Source organism: Salipaludibacillus sp. CF4.18 (assembly GCF_051262595.1).
In the GTDB taxonomy this organism is placed as follows: domain Bacteria; phylum Bacillota; class Bacilli; order Bacillales; family Salisediminibacteriaceae; genus Salipaludibacillus; species Salipaludibacillus neizhouensis.
Genome location: NZ_JBIMEV010000013.1, coordinates 60,240 through 76,920, shown reverse-complemented (window position 1 = coordinate 76,920; position 16,681 = coordinate 60,240). Strand labels below are relative to the sequence as shown.

12 protein-coding genes are annotated in these 16,681 nt (G+C 37.1%); 3 read left to right on the top strand and 9 right to left on the bottom strand.

Features of this window, described 5'->3' with window-relative positions; genetic code table 11:
• Positions 1 to 23: 23 nt before the first annotated feature.
• Positions 24 to 3,620, bottom strand: a complete 3,597-nt coding sequence (locus ACHABW_RS10825) for a dynamin family protein (RefSeq protein ID WP_435755315.1) — start codon at positions 3,618 to 3,620, stop codon at positions 24 to 26.
• 93 nt (positions 3,621 to 3,713) lie between these two features.
• Positions 3,714 to 4,304 carry a molybdopterin-dependent oxidoreductase gene (locus ACHABW_RS10820; RefSeq protein WP_435755314.1) on the bottom strand — a complete coding sequence of 197 codons (591 nt, stop codon included), beginning with the start codon at positions 4,302 to 4,304 and terminating at the stop codon, positions 3,714 to 3,716.
• Between the two features lie 278 nt (positions 4,305 to 4,582).
• Between ACHABW_RS10820 and ACHABW_RS10815 the strand changes: the two genes are divergently transcribed.
• Positions 4,583 to 5,605, top strand: a complete 1,023-nt coding sequence (locus ACHABW_RS10815) for an LLM class flavin-dependent oxidoreductase (RefSeq protein ID WP_435755313.1) — start codon at positions 4,583 to 4,585, stop codon at positions 5,603 to 5,605.
• A gap of 170 nt (positions 5,606 to 5,775) precedes the next feature.
• Here ACHABW_RS10815 and fabF read toward each other — a convergent pair whose 3' ends face one another.
• From fabF to ACHABW_RS10795, 4 genes are all read right to left on the bottom strand, one after another.
• Positions 5,776 to 7,017, bottom strand: coding sequence for a beta-ketoacyl-ACP synthase II (gene fabF, locus ACHABW_RS10810; RefSeq protein WP_435755312.1), 1,242 nt, complete (start codon positions 7,015 to 7,017; stop codon positions 5,776 to 5,778).
• A gap of 164 nt (positions 7,018 to 7,181) precedes the next feature.
• Positions 7,182 to 8,117, bottom strand: coding sequence for a lysophospholipase (locus tag ACHABW_RS10805; protein WP_435755311.1), 936 nt, complete (start codon positions 8,115 to 8,117; stop codon positions 7,182 to 7,184).
• A 182-nt stretch (positions 8,118 to 8,299) separates the two neighbouring features.
• Entirely contained in the window at positions 8,300 to 9,673 is a 1,374-nt protein-coding gene (locus tag ACHABW_RS10800; protein ID WP_435755310.1) for a hypothetical protein, read from the bottom strand.
• Between the two features lie 112 nt (positions 9,674 to 9,785).
• Positions 9,786 to 10,625: an SDR family oxidoreductase gene (locus ACHABW_RS10795; RefSeq protein ID WP_435755309.1), complete on the bottom strand. Its 840-nt coding sequence runs from the start codon at positions 10,623 to 10,625 to the stop codon at positions 9,786 to 9,788.
• Between the two features lie 141 nt (positions 10,626 to 10,766).
• Between ACHABW_RS10795 and ACHABW_RS10790 the strand changes: the two genes are divergently transcribed.
• Positions 10,767 to 12,134, top strand: a complete 1,368-nt coding sequence (locus ACHABW_RS10790; protein ID WP_435755308.1) for a hypothetical protein — start codon at positions 10,767 to 10,769, stop codon at positions 12,132 to 12,134.
• A 104-nt stretch (positions 12,135 to 12,238) separates the two neighbouring features.
• On the opposite strand, the gene ACHABW_RS10785 is transcribed toward ACHABW_RS10790, so the two are convergent.
• Positions 12,239 to 12,430 (bottom strand): KOW motif domain-containing protein, encoded by a 192-nt coding sequence (locus tag ACHABW_RS10785; protein WP_110936065.1) that lies wholly within the window; start codon positions 12,428 to 12,430, stop codon positions 12,239 to 12,241.
• 282 nt (positions 12,431 to 12,712) lie between these two features.
• Positions 12,713 to 13,048, bottom strand: coding sequence for an aspartyl protease family protein (locus ACHABW_RS10780; RefSeq protein WP_435755307.1), 336 nt, complete (start codon positions 13,046 to 13,048; stop codon positions 12,713 to 12,715).
• A gap of 241 nt (positions 13,049 to 13,289) precedes the next feature.
• Here ACHABW_RS10780 and ACHABW_RS10775 point away from each other — a divergent pair, with 241 nt between their 5' ends.
• The gene (locus ACHABW_RS10775) at positions 13,290 to 14,402 is read left to right on the top strand and encodes a metallophosphoesterase (RefSeq protein ID WP_435755306.1); all 1,113 of its coding nucleotides are present in this window, start codon (positions 13,290 to 13,292) and stop codon (positions 14,400 to 14,402) included.
• Here ACHABW_RS10775 and ACHABW_RS10770 read toward each other — a convergent pair.
• Positions 14,392 to 16,602: a DNA topoisomerase 3 gene (locus ACHABW_RS10770; protein WP_435755305.1), complete on the bottom strand. Its 2,211-nt coding sequence runs from the start codon at positions 16,600 to 16,602 to the stop codon at positions 14,392 to 14,394. The two genes, ACHABW_RS10775 and ACHABW_RS10770, sit on opposite strands and share 11 nt — an antisense overlap.
• Positions 16,603 to 16,681 lie beyond the last annotated feature (79 nt).

Below are 16,681 nucleotides of genomic sequence, written 5' to 3'. Positions count from 1 at the left end.
ACCTCCACTCCCATAATGTTTACTTATGAGGAGGATTTTATGAGTGTACCTATCATCGTGAGCTCTTGTTCTAAACTTTGCTTTTCTTGACGATCTAAGAGGGCATCTAAGCGTTGACTTTCCTCTTGTATGGTTTCTGTGAGTCGTGATTGCATCTGTTTTTCTAATGAATCCATGGACTGATTAACGGACTCCTGAAACTTTTCGGCAGCTTTCGAAATTTGCTCTTTTGCTCTTTCTGTCCCATCATTCACTAGTGCTTCCTTTAAATCCTTAGCTTTTCCATTTTCAAAAAAATCTTTTTTAGATTTCAAATAAGTTAAGTAAGGCAGTGGATCAAATGTAAAACTGATGTCTTGGTCATTATCCTTTAATTCTACACTTTTTAGTTCACTATCCATCGTAAAATACGGAAGCCTCTTCGAAACATTGTTTTTCTGTTCCATTAACCATGCTTCCACATAACGTTTGATGACATTTTCTAACCTTATTGAAATAGCTTCAATTTCTTGTTTCATAAATTGTTCACCATGACCGCGCCATTCTTGAATCGCTCCTATTAACTGCTGGTGAAGTTGTTTTTTAGATGTACCAGTAAGCACAGAGACATTAATCGTCATAGGATAATAATCATTTAATACATAAGTGATTCTTTGTCGCAAATATAGTGTAAACTGATCTAACTCATGAAGAACATCCCTAGTTGGTACTGTAAACCTTTGTTCCTGGACTCTTTCTATTTCTTCTGCTGCGATTGCTTTTAATTCGGTTTGTTTTTGAATTTGGACATCTCTATCTGATGTCATAAAGGAAATACTGTCTTTTAATTTTTCACTGAATTGTTCGGCTTGATGTTCAATCATTTTAATAGCAAGAGTTTTAAGTTCAAGAATCGTTTGTTGATAGAAGGCTTCTTCAAATCGGGAAAAGCTAGTTTCCTCGATTGTTTTCTTTTCTTTTTGCGCCATACCTTCCTTACTGGATAAATGATAAACCCTTGGTTGTTCTATCCCATTATTTTTAAGTTGATCACGGACATGGCGTTTAACACCATTTAATTCACCAATACTTTCAGCAAGATCTGAAGCATTAATCACAAAATATAACTTGTCTTGGCCAAAGCTTTTATTAACTTTCCCCATCTGCTGTAAAAAATAATGGTCGGCTTTAGAAAATGCATGATTGTAATAAGTTAAATAGAAAATCGCATCCGACTGACGTAGCTGTTTGAATGCAACGTTAGTATGTCTCGCATGTATTGAATTAACGCCGGGCGTGTCTACCAGGACAATTCCTTGTCTTGTTAAGTTACAATCATAGTAAATATGGACTTGTTCAATTAAACAGGCGTATTGCTCATCAGCAACATAAGAAGCTAATTCGTTGTTTGATACGGTGAGCGTCTCTCCTAGAGGTAACTTTTTTTCCAGTAAGCTGGTTTGGATAGTGCTTAGATAATCTGCATTTGTTTTTTGCCAGCTAGTTACAAAAGATTTTCTATCAGGCTTCCATGTTTTGATAGAATCTGCTGTTAACGTAAGATCTAGTGTACTACTTACAGAGTTTATTTCGTCCGATAACGCGCGCTTGGATTTCAACGCTATGACAGCCGTTCCATGTGAGTTATCGTTTGTTGGAGCGAGAACAGTAGTAACGGTTGCTGTTGTAGGGTTAGGCGAAACTGGCATTACTCTTTCTCCGAGTAGGGCATTCGCAAAACTGGATTTTCCTGCACTAAATGCACCAAACAATGAAATGATAAATGTTTGATCTTTATACCGCTTAATACGTTCTAGTAATTGGTTACGCTCTGAAGTAAGAATTTTAGAATCCTGTGATGCCAATAATCCTTCATGAAGTTTGTCCAACCATACAGCCGCTTCCTTTTCAGAAAAGCTGTTCTCATGAGTTTCTAAAACCTCCTCTTCCTCCTTATTAATAATAGAGTCAGTAGGGAGAGAAATTCCTTTAAATTGCTGCACAGATTCACTAGGATAGGTCAAAACGCTAACATCGATAAGTTTTTTCTCGAAGTCTCGAGACGTTTGTTTCTCCGGTTTAAGTATCTGAATGCCTTTCAATTGATTATCATACAATGTTTTATTAAGGTTCAGCTCTTTTTTGTAGTCGTCTAAGTTTTCGAGGGAGAGAAGTTTTCCGACTAACTGCTCCTTTTGCTTCGTTACATATGCTTTTCTTTCTTTGATCCAAACTTCTAGTAAAGCAGCAGATTGTGATTGAATGTGTTTCACAATTTTAGTCGTGATGTCTTTCGTAAATGTATAAACATAATCATTGCTTTTATGGCCTCGATTTATCTGATTTTTAAACCAATCCATCTCTAAAACAATGGAAAGATCTTCATAAGCCTTCTCAAAAGCTTGTTTGTTTAGAAGTTCCTCCCGGTTTACCTTTTGAAAGTATGCTTGAACATGAAATAAAAGCTGGGATTTTACTTTGTCCTCTAGTTCGTCAATGAGTTTCATTAACCTGCTGTCTTGCTCTTCTTCTGTTTTCTTTTTTGAGAATAAAAAGCCCATCTTAAAACCAGGTTCCATTGCCTCTAACCAGTGCTTTGTTAACTCCGTCGTAGTATAAGGAAAAAGAGTAACATTTTTAAAGAGACTGCTCATGTCCTTTTGATAGGATTCTCTCATGACCTGATCATAATCACGAAGCTTTACAAGCTCTTGCGCTAATTCTTCTTGTCTGTCTAAATCCTTTGAGTCAAAACCGTCTTCCTCTACTTTTTCATAAACTTCGTTTAGCGATTCTTGTTTCTCCACGAGTAATCGTGATTCGATCGCCTGGTAAAATCCATGGTTCAATTGTTTCAAAGAATCGTCTAATAATCGTTCACTGTTAAACAAGAGTCCTTTTAATATTTTTTCAAGTTCTGTGAATTGATTCGCTGGATGATCCATTTTCTTCATGGATGTAAAATAGAGCTCGATGAATGTGATATCCCACTCCTTTAGAACTTTGGTAACCGATGTTCTGAAGGTATCTAAACTTATTTCACGTTCATCATGTTTGTCTATTTGATTAACGACAAGGTAAATTGGCTTCTTCTCCAAGGATAATTGCCGTAAAAACGAAAGATTTGTTTCTGATTGGACATGATTGTAATCCATGACATACACAATTGCATCTGTTGAATAAAGCTGCTCGACAGTCACTGCTTCATGGGAATCATCGGTAGAATCTACACCCGGGGTATCTACAATACACCCATGGTCTCCTAAAAAAGGTAAAGGGGCAGTAATTGTCATCCCTGATAACGATTTTCCATCCATTCCCCATTGTCTAACTTTGTCCCATGGAATTTCCCCTTCAAACACATGGTCGTCATCTGAATCTTGAGAATGTACTTTTAAAGCGAGATCTCCTTTTTGGATTCGAACGATATTTGCACTCGTAGGTATAGGACTTGTCGGCAGGATATCTGCTTGAAGCATTTTATTTAACAGCGTTGATTTCCCGGCTGAAAAGTGTCCACAAAAGGCAACTTCAAACATCGCACTTTGTTTTTTATCTGCTAATCTCTGATATCGATATGTTTCTGCGGTCGTAAACTCGACCTCGCTAAAAGACAACGTTTCATTCTTTAAGTTTTTCACTCTTTCCCCATCCTCACTACTAACTTAAATATTTTGGAACATGAGAAGATACAATCAATCTTCTCATGAATGCATTTCAAGACAAAGTTTAAACTACCTGTATCGTTCTTCTTTAAAAGGGTTTGCGGTCATAGAATATCCAAGCTCCTCCCAGAACCCTTCTTCATCTTCTTTCATAAACCTTATACCAGATACCCATTTAGATCCTTTCCAAAGATAAAAAGCGGCCGGTGGAATAAACCTTAATGGATAACCGTGCTTAGGAGTGATTTCCTGCCAGTTTCTTTGCTCGTCTTTCCACTTATAGATAAATAAAGAATCGTCCCCTAATAATGCATTCAATGGAAGGTTAGCGGAATATCCAAAAGGATCCCCGTTGTAGTAGCCGTAAATTTTAACGTATTTCACTCCATCATTTATATGGATGAGATTTAAGAATTCTCGAAAAGCAATTCCTTCAAAAGAATTTCCGAATTTCGACCAAGTTGTGACGCAATGCATGTCTATAGACGATATGGTTTTGGGAAGTTCCATCACCTCTTGATAAGATAATTCCAGTTCTTTCTCTACTTCACCAAATAATTTGAATTTCCATGTAGATTCATTGAATGGATAAACATCTCCTTGATGTAAAATAGGCCATTTTTGTGTTTCGAATTGTCCTGGTGGAAGTTTGTTTGTCATGTAGTTCACCCTTTTTAAGATTGTGACTTTGTTATTAATGAATGTTATAGGTTGTTCCCTAAATAATTGCTGGATTTAAAAGGTAATGTTTGCCTCTGGGTTCGCTCCAAGCGGACGCTTTCTTTGGGGAAGACTTTAGCCTCTCCGGGAAAACAATTTTTATAAGCAAAATATTTTGATTGTAAGATAGCTATTGATAGACTAAACATATGTATAACAGAGAAGTTATTCCTAGCTTCCTCACTCAATAAATATTTAACAAGAAAGAAGTTGAAATAATGTCTATAGCTAATCGTAGCAAACTACTAGAAGAAATACCATTATCTGTCCTTGATTTAGCATCTATCGTTGAAGGCGGTACAGCTCACGATTCGTTTAAGAACACAGCAAATTTGGCAATACACGCTGAAAAGTTAGGATTTAATAGATACTGGCTTGCTGAGCATCATAATATGCCTGGAATAGGTAGTTCAGCTACGTCTGTTTTAATTGGACATGTAGCGCAAGTAACTGAGAGTATGCGCGTTGGTTCAGGTGGGATCATGTTACCTAATCATGCCCCGTTAGTGATTGCTGAACAATTTGGAACATTAGAATCATTATACCCTAATCGCATCGATTTAGGGCTAGGACGTGCGCCGGGAACAGATCAACGAACAGCGTTTGCTTTACGAAAGGGACAAGGAAGTGATGGACAGGATTTTCCAGAACAACTAGAGGAACTGACAAACTATTTTAGTCCTGAAGAGTCTGATCCTAAAGTAAGAGCGATTCCAGGTGAAGGGTTGTCTATTCCGATTTGGTTATTGGGTTCCAGCGGGTTTAGTGCTCGACTTGCCGCAGAGAAAGGGTTACCCTTTGCATTTGCGAGTCACTTCTCTCCGGAAAACACGATACCAGCACTCGAACTTTATTATAATAACTTCCAGCCATCTGATGTACTAGCTGAACCATACTCCATGGTAGTTGCCAATGTCATTGCTGCTGATACAGAAAAAGAAGCGCAACGACTTGCGACTTCTATGCAAATACAGTTTTTAAATATTATCCGGAATACGCCTAATCTTTTACAAGCTCCTGTAGATGACATGGATGAGATATGGAGTGACTATGAAAAATCGGTACTGGAAAAGCAATTTGGTTCCGCAATGGTTGGTACTCCTTCTATAATCCAAGAAAAACTGCAAGATTTTCAAAACAAAACCGGAGCAAGTGAAATAATGATTAATTCACAAATTTTTGATCATGAAGCCCGTCTTCGATCATTTGAAATTGTATCGGAGGTTAGTATTAAAAAATAGTGAAAACAATTAATTATAGAAAGGGACTGAAAAAGTAAACATTTACTTTTTCAGTCCCTTTTTTACAAGATGAAAATTATCGGTTTTCTAAGAGATTTTTGTTTTCATCGAACAGAGAGGCTCGAATCCGCGAAACTCCTTAAGAAAAATGATCAAAAAATTTCAAGTGGTTATTCTTTTATTTTTCTGAAGACAAGCGTTGCATTATGGCCTCCAAAACCTAAAGAGTTGGAAAGAACCGTATCTACATTTTTTTCTAGAGCATGATTAGGAACGTAATTTAAATCCAACTCTTCGTCAGGAGTCTGAAAATTTATTGTAGGAGGAATAATATTCTCCTTTAATGCCATAAGTGAAAAAATAGCTTCAAGAGCACCAGCCGCTCCTAATAAATGCCCTGTCATTGATTTAGTAGAACTTATTGCTACGTCATACGCATGTTTACCGAAGACCTCTTTAATAGCAATGGTTTCATATAAATCATTATATCGGGTAGAGGTACCGTGGGCATTAATATAATCAACTTGATCAGGCTTAACGTTTCCGTCGGACATCGCTAACTTCATTGCTCGTTGGGCGCCTTCTCCTTTTGGAGCAGGCGTAGTTATGTGATACGCATCCCCTGTAGCGCCATACCCAACTAATTCTCCATAAATAGAGGCTCCGCGAGCTTTTGCATGGGAGAGTTCTTCTAATATCAACGTAGCAGCTCCCTCTGCAATCACAAACCCGTCTCTATTTTTATCAAAAGGCCGGCTTGCAGTTACCGGATCCGGGTTTCTGGACAATGCCGTCATGTTCGTAAATCCTGCAATTGTCATTTCAGTAATCGCTGATTCCGCCCCACCAGCTACCATCATTTCTGCATGTCCATGTTGAATCACACGAAAGGCATCCCCGATGGAATTCGCTCCTGATGCACAGGCAGTGACAGAGCAATTATTTATCCCTTTTGCTCCTAATTCAATCGATACTCTTCCAGACGCCATGTCAGGTATAAACATAGGAATAATAAAAGGGCTGACTTTTCTAGGTCCTTTTTCTAAGTACTTCTTGTGCTGAGATTCAAACTCATCTAATCCACCAATCCCAGAGCCTATCCAAACCCCAATTCGCTCCGCTTCAATTTCCTTACCAATTTCTATTCCGGCATCTTTGATCGCCATTTTACTTGCTGCAATTGCTAGGTGAGTAAATCTGGCCATACGTCTAGCTTCCTTAAAATCCATGAAGTCGTTCACATCGAAGTTCCGTACTTCACCAGAAACTTTGACTTGGAATTTATCCGGGTCAACTCTTGTCATCGGGGCGATACCTGAGACACCATTTATGGCATTGGTCCATGAAGTAATAGCGTTATTTCCTAAAGGGGATACTGCCCCTATACCTGTCACGACAACTCGTTTCTGCATCTAATCTTCTCCTTATGAATGGGGTTTGTAGAACTATTTCTTGACTTATTACTTGGTCATAATAACTGCTACCTATTATTCTATCCTAACCTAGCCTTGAAATGAAGATATCTTTTTAAATTAATTGCTCGGGAAATCTTGAATAGATGAATTATTCAGTTGAATTAGTATTTAAGACGTGCTTCTATCCAATTCTTAACATCTAAATAAACTTCGGTTTTATTAACTTCATGGAGCATTTCATGCCTGCCATTTTTATAGAGTTTATAGCTTATATCCTGCATCCCTATTTTTTGATACATGTCAAAAATGGCTTTTACCCCTACGCCATTGTTACCAACAGGGTCTTTGTCCCCAGAGAAAATGAATACAGGCAACTCTTTAGAAATAAGTTGATTAAGTTCCAAGTTATGAATAGATGCTAAGCCAGTAAATAAATCATGGAAGAAACTGGTCGAACATGTCCCGCCGCATAGTGGGTCGTCCACATAAAGATCAACGGTTTTCTCATCGGAGCTTAGCCAGTCATAAATCGTACGCGAAGGTTCAAATAAGCGATTATGACTTCTGAACGTAAGGTAATTCAACAATGGACTAGGAGTAGAGTTCCCTTTCAGTTTTTTTTCAACGATTGCTAAGGCTATGCCTAGTTTTCCTTGAAAACCCGGATCGCTGCCAGTCCCGGATATGATCACACCATTAATCTTGTCCCCAGCTAATTGAATATATCTTCTTGCTAAAAATGAACCCATGCTATGACCTAATAGAAAAATGGGAACACCGTTGTATTCCTGTTCGATTCGTTCCGTTAATATGAGTAGATCATCTGTTGCAGTGTCGAAACCATTCTCATCAGCAAAATATCCGTATTCTTTCATAGAGGCCATCGTGTATCCGTGACCACGGTGATCATTTGCATATACAACATAACCAGAATCTACTAAAAAAGCTGCAAAATCCTTGTATCTTTCGGAATGTTCAGCCATACCATGAGCAATCTGGATGACTGCTTTTGGTTTAACCGGCTTTTCGGGGGACCATTTTCTAGCAAAGATCTTTGTCCCATCCAAAGATGAATACGTAAAAGTTGTTTTTTTCATGAGTTTCCCCTTTCTGATAAAAGATAAAACGCTATTGGATTAAAAAATATTTGTGTTTTTATTATACTACGAGAAAAAATTGAACCTGGTGAGAAAGTTTTGAAACTAGGAATAATAAAGGAAAGTAATAAAAGAGTAACACCTGCTAGGTTAGATGCAGGTGTTACCGGATAACGAAGAATTTAAAGCAAAAAGTAGGCTAACAAAGTTCCTACAGAACCATAGAGTAAAGCGAATGGCATGTTTGTCAACGTGATTCGGTATGGGTTTTGCTGTGTATTCATGGAAGTTATGGTTACAGTTACCCCATAAGTTGCGACACTCGCAGTGGCTAATGCTCCTGTGATGAAAACAATTCCGATACTTAAGGGATTCATCACGCTATAAAGTGGTGCGACTACTTCTATTAAGACACCTATAGTTGCAATGGGATGTATACCAAACATACTCATAACAAGGTACGTTAGCTGCATAAAAATGAGAATTAATAAAGGATACTCTGAGACTGCCATAAACGGTTGCTGGATTACTTGTAAAATAGGAGTTTCATTCAAACTATTAGAGAAAAACGCAAGAGTAACAAATAACACGAAAAAGTTCTGCATGTTATTCGTTCTGTCTTTCCACGTTTTAACCCCGATTGCTAAAAAACTTCCCCACCGTTTCATTAAAAAGGCCCAAGCACACGCAAACGGAAAGATGACTAATGTGACGGCATATATGAAACTCAAATCTAGTAGATTACCTATTCCTACAATCAGTGTAAGAAATACGGTTAAAGCAAATAATAATTGTAAAATATTCAGAACAATTTCTTTCATAGAAAACGATCTAGTAAGTTGGTATGGGGCCTCATACTTCATTGTTGCGTATGCACGTTTACCTCGAACGGATTCCATTGTCATCATGATTACAGAAAATAAAACGAGCCAAGGAAGCATCGTTAAATAGCTCACGCCTGTGGCATCTACACTTATTGCAACAAGAATTTCCATCGGGCTCCAAACGAGTGCCATTGAGAAGGCCCGTAGTGTCGATTGACTAATAAAACCATCTCGAAACTTCTTCGAAACCTTTTGCAGGTTTTCTTTAAGTACACTTTGAGTGAGTGTAAGTGCAGAAAGGTTAATAAATGATAAGAGTGTATAAGTGGTTAGGGTACTTCGAACATATAGACTACCCATATTTGACACGTTCGATTTCATTAATTCGTTAATTCTTCGGTCGAATCTGCCAGCTCGAACCACGATATTCATCCAAGGTAAAACAGTTAATAAACCAATTAAGCCTAAGTTTGTCGTGAAAAATGTTAAGGCATGTAAAAGAGAGAGATTTGACTCTACAAAAAGGTAGGATCCTACTGCCAAAAATATAGAGCCAAGAATTCTAAAGAGTTTAGATGCTCCAAAAAAGGAAATGATGAGGATTGGTATTGTGATAGCACCGGCAATGTATGTAATGATAGGTGAATCTATGAAAACATTTATCATGTAAATCAGTATAAGAAAGGAGTATATAAGATAAAGACGTTGCGGAACACCTTTTAAAGTTTTCATTGGAACATTCTTCTTTCGTTTAGGAGTTTAGTTTAGGATTTTCTTAAAAGATTCAGACAGTAGGAGTTGACAGTTTCCTCTGTATTTAACAAAAGACTGCTATGCCATTTTTCTATTTCATCATGCGAAGAACGATACGTTCAACAATAGCCCAAGGAAGAAAAGATTTCAAGAAAGTAATTGCTTTGACTCCCTTTCCAACAGGGTAACGAAGATGAGGTCTAGAGGTTTCGCATATTTTGATAACGGTATCCATGACGATTTGAGGATTTTGTGCTTGTTTATCCATTTTTTTCACATGATTACTTAAGGAATTCATGAAGTCTTTATAATCTGGTTCCCTTGATAAAGGTGCTTTTTCTAATCCTTTTTTCCAAATACCTGTTTTAAAAGAGCCTGCTTCTATGAGTGATGTATAGACATTGAAAGGTTGCAATTCTAATCGCAACGATTCGCTAAACCCTTCTAATGCAAACTTAGACGCTGCGTATGGTCCCAAACCAGGCAGACCTATTCGACCACTGATACTTCCTAAATTAATAATTTTCCCGGAGCGGTTTTTTCTCATTACTGGAATAAATGACTTAGTTAGAGAAACGACTCCAAATACATTCGTTTTAAATTGTTCTTCCCACTGCAGTCCGTCCATTTCTTCGATGACTCCGCCTTGAGTATAACCTGCATTATTAATTAAGATATCAAGTGTTCCATAAGTGTTTAGTATATAATTGTAAATAGTATCAATCTCATCTTGGTTTGTTACATCTAACCGTTGGACGTCTATTCTTCCCTTTGGAATAAGTCGATCATTGGCCTCAATTCTTAGCTGTTCTTGCTTTTCAATACTTCTCATTGTTGCAATTACTTTGTATCCTTTATTAGCAAGTTCTAACGTTATGCCCATTCCAAATCCACTATTTGCTCCAGTAACTAATACGATTGATTCTTTCATGGTTCTCCTCCGATTGAGATCTGTTATACTAGAAATGTTTTATTGAAATACTACTCGGTGTGACCGTAATATTCTCCCTGTTCATCCATACTAATGTTAAGCAATAGTTAGAAAAAGGTGGTGTCAACATCGCAATATAACATGAATATACGCATACTAGGAGTTATTTGTTATGTAACTGCTATTTTATATTTAACGAATCACTTTTTTCATGTACTTTGGATAGAAAATCTATTCAGTTTACTAGGTGCTGTCTTATTAGCGAATGCGATCTTTCTTATATCGCCGATAAACCGTTTCGTAGTCTCGATCTTAATCATAGTTGGTTCGATTATTTTTTATCTTGAAAACGTTCATTTTATCACAGTGCTGCATGGATTTGGTGAAAATATTAATCTACTTTCTTTATTTATACTTATTCCACTTATCGGAACATTTATGTCAACGGTAGGTTACTTATCTACTATAAAAGAAAAAGTTCAATTAAAAGAAAAACAAGGTGGAAAACATCCTTACAGATTAAGTTACCTTCTTGTGACTTTCACGGGCACTTTATTAAACTTTGGAGCAATGGCTATCGTAAAAAAAATTGCAGACGAAAGCTTTTCTTCATTCCAAGAAAAAAAATTAACCCTACATATTTTGAGGGGATTCGGTTTTTGTGTGTTGTGGTCGCCTTATTTTGTGAACGTTGGGCTTGTCCTTGTACTTTTGGATGTGTCGTGGTTTAGTATTGGCGGGTATGGCTTTGTTTTAGCGATGGTTTATGCGGTAATCAGCATAATCATGCTTCCTGCTATTCAGTTTGCTGACGATCCTATTTTAGTAGAAGATGAAAACAAGAGATCACTAGATTCTGATAACAACCCTTCCCTACTGCCTGTTTTATCATTTTCAGGTGTATTGTTAGCTTTATCGTTTTTATTGGAATACTTTGTAGAAATAAATATGCTCACAGTGGTGTCAATTTTAGCTCTGATTTTACCGGTAATTTGGGCTATTGGATCAAAGGTTTTGCGGACGTATCTTAATGATGTGTCTGTTCAGGTTCAAGCTTCGTTTTTTAAGTTGAAAAATGAATTAGCGATTTTTATAAGTGCCGGTTATTTTGGAGTGGCCGTATCATATACAAATATGGGTGAAATTATCTCCACTTTTCTCTTAAATATTTCGTTTGGGTTTGTGTATTTATTTACAATATTTATTATCATGATAGCGGTATTATTAGCTCAGATAGGCATTCATCCAATCATCATCGTCATTGGTATTGGTGGTTCTTTGTCTCCTGAAACATTTGGTATTACGTCAGAATACCTTGCTTTAACGTTGTTATTAGCCTGGACGACTGCAACGCAGCTTTCTCCTTTCTCGGGGCAAGTATTAATGGCTTCTAAGTTGATGAACACGTCTACTCCAAAGATTGCCAAAGCTAATGCCCCTTTCGTGCTCATTATTTTTGTTGTATTATCATGTTTGTTGTACAGTTTTCATGCCTTCGGATGGGTGTAGAAGTGTTAACTAAACTTTCTATAATCAATTGTCAAAATCTCTATACAAAAAAGCTCATTCTCGCAAAATGCTAAGATGAGCTTTTTTGTATTTATTTTCTTTTTCTAAAGTTCATACTCACTATGTTTTAAGACAGTTCTTGGTTTTGTGCCATCTTCGAGAGTGGTTTCGACTTCCACTGCAATAGAATTATTATAAGCAGCAATTACTTTTCCGCTCTTTCCTTTGTAGTCACCCGAGGTCACATTCACTAGATCTCCTGGATTTATTACCGGTACTTCTTCTTCCTCTGGCATAAATATACCTCCTAAGTAAAACTATTTTATCATGCAATATTTAAAAGCGTTGTTAAGAATTATGTGGCATACGAAATACGATAAAAAATTGCTAAGCCAGCCTTAATTTATCTCTGCCCATTGTATCGTTCCGCTTACAATGACGAATTACTCTGTTTAGAGTCAAGAAATATTTAACAGGTTATAAATTCAACAATATTCTTATACACAGCCTCATGAAATAAAGATGATTAATCGCATATGATGATACCCTTTTCCCATAGGACGGTCAAGCAAATAGTTTTACGTCCGTGAGCTCGAAATTGTCATCGAATCAAGATTTATTTTAGCGCCAACTGACTTTAGGAAATCTAAGCCGATAATTCCATCTACTTCAATGTCTTCTTTGTATACACTGAAATCGCTCACTTTTAAAGGACCGATACTAAAGGAGCTTAATGTGATTTCTTGACCGGATTTGGAAACATCTAAATTTAATTCTTTTTGCAGACGTTCTGAAATAATAGTATGTGGTGATGTTGTGTCAATAACCATGGAATGAGTGACGTCTGCCTTCCCTTTTACTTTCAAACGTACTTCCGTGTATAATTTTCCATCATGAAATTCAATGCTCTTCAAGTTTACTCACCCTTTTTACTTGTTTGTATTCATTGTACCATGTAGTAATTGATGAAATGAAAAATTCTCTTAATTATTGCCCCTTAATTTTTGTAAATGAGGACGTTTTAAATCATAATAAAAAATAGGATAATCTACAAGTTCAGAATGATTAAAACTGGAAATACAAGGATATTTCAGAAAATAGGCTTACTATTAGTCAAGATTACACGCATGATATATCTTTATAAGGAGGTAATTTATGAATGTTAAGTTTTTGTTGAGTTTTAGCACGTTTTTATTAATATACAGTCTGCTTTCCTTTTATATTGGCTGGAATATTCATGTCTGGTTACTTAATGCCTTCCAAATAGATGCTCGTTGGGGAATTTCCGTATTCCTGATGTTTTTCGCTTACTCCTACATCATTGGACAAATGGTAAAATCACTGATGTGGCTTAAAATGCTCGGTTCCTTTTGGTTGGCAGTTTTTCAATTTGCACTTATCGTTTTACCTGTTGTAAATTTATTTGTTTGGCTAATTTCCCTGACAACAATCTCTTTAAATACAAGTATTACAACTGCCGGTTTTCTAGTGCTGATTCTATTTATAGTGTATATGTTATTTGGCTTGTTTAATGCTTATCAACCAGTCATAAGAAAGTATCACATTGAAATACCGAGAAAACAGGCTAAAAAGAAAACTTTAAGGGTTGCCATGGCTTCCGATATGCACTTTGGGGGACTCTCAGGGAAGAATCATGCTAAGCGGTTAGTTACAATGATAAATAAGTTAGATCCTGATCTAATTGTATTTCCAGGAGATTTAGTGGATGATGACCCGGGTATTTTTCAAAAAGAAAAAATGGATAAAACATTGCGGAATCTGCAAGCCCCGTTAGGCGTTTATGCAGTTTTGGGAAATCATGAATATTACGGGGGGAAAATAAAAGAGTTGACTAAAATAATGAAAAAAGTCAATGTACATATTCTGCAAGATGAAATTGTGACAATAGATCGTTCCATCCAAATTATCGGCAGAAAAGATAAAACCGATAAGCATAGGAAAACAATGGAGGAATTGTTGATTGGTGCGGATAGCTTGTTGCCTAAATTGGTTCTTGATCACCAACCATCTGAACTCCAAGAAATCATGGACAGCGGCAGTGATATTGTTCTATCAGGACATACTCACCGGGGACAAATAGCCCCCAATCACCTCATTACTCGAAAAATATTTGAAGTAGACTGGGGCTTTAAAAAGAAAGAGCAACTGAATGTTATCGTTTCGTCTGGATTTGGATTTTGGGGTCCTCCAATTAGAATAGGCAGTCGTTCAGAAATTATACAATTGGACATTACCTTTACCGATTAATTGGTTGTTGATCGTATATGAAGATTATTTTTTTCTTGTTATTATCCCATTTCAATGCGGCGTCGAAAACGTTATTATTTCGTTCGAAACCTTGGACAATCGATGTCGTACCGCCTGACAGCAGTTCTTTTACATGTGTAATACTTATTTCTTTCCCTAACGTGCGTTTGGATATAGTAAACGTACATTTTGATTGATTATAGTTGGTACAACCATAAAAATTCCCTTTGTCTATAACCTTTCCATCACACTTTAGACAACCGCCAACTAGAGTTTTAGCCGGGTATTTTCCAGTTCCTTTTTTTTGTTTCCAACCTTTTCTCGTAGATTGTATGTTAGCTAGTTTTTCTTTGTCCAACTGCCACGATCGAGCGTTCATTCGTGCATCTTGAATAATTGATGCCGAAAGTTTTTTAGCCTGTTCAATGAATGGCTCCATGGGCGTTTTGCCATCTCCAATTTCTGCTAGCCTTTGTTCCCACTTTGCGGTCATTTCTGGTGAAGCCAAAATGGAATCCCCAACAGCTTGAATAAGGATTCGCCCTTTGTCTGTAGGGAAAACCTGATTTTTTGTGACTGTAATGTAAGAGCGATCTTTTAAAATCCCGATAATTCCTGCCCGAGTTGCTTCCGTGCCAAGTCCTTCTGTATCCTGCATGACTTTTACAAGACTATCGTCATCGATATGTTTGCCGGCTGTTTTCATGACTAGAATTAAATCACCTTCTGTATAACGTTTTGGCGGTTTTGTTTCTCCTTTTTTAGTGTTTACCTTAGAGACAATCCCTTCATCTCCGTTTTGGACAGGAGGTAAGGATGTATCATTATCTTTTGCTGATTTTTGAGAATCTTGAGAGAAGGGGATAACTTTTCGCCAACCTTCATTTAGAAGTTGTTTTCCTTTCGAACGAAAGGTGGCTCTCTCGTCAACTAACGTATCAATGGTCGAATAACTCATTTTACAATCATCATAATGTGCGGCAATGACACGTTCAACGATCATTTCATAGATTACTTGTTCTTCTCGTGATAATTTTGCAGGGTCTATGGTTTGATCTGTTGGAATAATGGCATAGTGATCCTTTACTTTACCAGAATTTACATAACGTTTGGATACAAGTATTGACGGATTAGGCAAGGGGAAATAAGCATTAAACGTACTGTACTCCCTTAATTTCGCCAATACATCCGGTAGAGTTGACGCTTCTTCTTTCGTTATAAAAGCAGAGTCCGTTCTAGGATAGGATATAATTCCCTTCACATAGAGCTTTTGTGCAATATCCAATGTTTGCTTCGGTGCATACTTAAAGCGCTTGTTTGCCAATGATTGCAATCCGGAAAGGTTAAATAAATATGGCGGTGGAATATTTTTTGTGTTTTTATCTATATTGGTTACTTTTGCTGGTTTCCCGGCGGAAAATTGAGCAATTTTTTTAGCCATCTGTTCCTCTTTAAGTCTCGTATCCCCGTCTTTATGCCAGGTGCCTTCATACATATGATTATTTATTTGAAAGTTAGCCTTGACCTCCCAGAAGTTTTCCGATCTAAAAGCTTCTATTTCAGTTTCACGCTTCACGATAAGAGCGAGGGTTGGGGTTTGAACCCGGCCAGTAGAAAAAACATCCTCTGCTCCTTGCTGTTGTAACAATAGTGTAAATGCCCGTGATGCATTCATACCTACTAGCCAATCTGCATAGGCCCTGCTTATGGCTTCATGGAATAAATCTCTTGTATGTATTTCATCTTTCAGATTTTGAAAACCGGTTATTACGGCGTTCGGTGTTAGGGAAGAAATCCATAACCTTTTCATTGGTTTGGTATTCTTGCTTTGTTGTAAAACAAGTCTTACGATTGCTTCCCCTTCTCGTTCCGCATCACCTGCTATGATGATTTCATTAATTTTAGGATCATGCACAAAATCTTTGATTACTTTAAAAGCCTTCCACTTTGTTTTCGTAACTTTGTATTGAAATTCTGATGGGATCATTGGTAAGATATCCAACTGCCATTTTTTCCATGAAGCATCATATTCATCCGGGGACAATAGTTCGCATAGATGGCCTACTGCCCAAGTGACAACTGCCCCCTGCGGAAACGTTTCACAAGGCCGAATGGTGATATGATTTTTTTGTTTTGCAAATGGAAAAGGCGCAGCAAGTTTAGCACCTTGATCTGGTTTTTCAGCGACGATTAATTTCATAAAGGATCACCATTTTCTATGTATTCAGGGAGTAATAAAGAGAGTGGTTATTCAAGGGGAACGTGCGTTTCATTTTATC

What these genes read in the sequence shown, in the direction of transcription:
- ACHABW_RS10820 (WP_435755314.1), bottom strand. Translation starts at nt 4,304, where the DNA reads ATGACAAACAAACTTCCACCAGGACAATTCGAAACACAAAAATGGCCT.
- ACHABW_RS10815 (WP_435755313.1), top strand. Translation starts at nt 4,583, where the DNA reads ATGTCTATAGCTAATCGTAGCAAACTACTAGAAGAAATACCATTATCT.
- fabF (WP_435755312.1), bottom strand. Translation starts at nt 7,017, where the DNA reads ATGCAGAAACGAGTTGTCGTGACAGGTATAGGGGCAGTATCCCCTTTA.
- ACHABW_RS10805 (WP_435755311.1), bottom strand. Translation starts at nt 8,117, where the DNA reads ATGAAAAAAACAACTTTTACGTATTCATCTTTGGATGGGACAAAGATC.
- ACHABW_RS10800 (WP_435755310.1), bottom strand. Translation starts at nt 9,673, where the DNA reads ATGAAAACTTTAAAAGGTGTTCCGCAACGTCTTTATCTTATATACTCC.
- ACHABW_RS10795 (WP_435755309.1), bottom strand. Translation starts at nt 10,625, where the DNA reads ATGAAAGAATCAATCGTATTAGTTACTGGAGCAAATAGTGGATTTGGA.
- ACHABW_RS10790 (WP_435755308.1), top strand. Translation starts at nt 10,767, where the DNA reads ATGAATATACGCATACTAGGAGTTATTTGTTATGTAACTGCTATTTTA.
- ACHABW_RS10785 (WP_110936065.1), bottom strand. Translation starts at nt 12,430, where the DNA reads ATGCCAGAGGAAGAAGAAGTACCGGTAATAAATCCAGGAGATCTAGTG.
- ACHABW_RS10775 (WP_435755306.1), top strand. Translation starts at nt 13,290, where the DNA reads ATGAATGTTAAGTTTTTGTTGAGTTTTAGCACGTTTTTATTAATATAC.
- ACHABW_RS10770 (WP_435755305.1), bottom strand. Translation starts at nt 16,602, where the DNA reads ATGAAATTAATCGTCGCTGAAAAACCAGATCAAGGTGCTAAACTTGCT.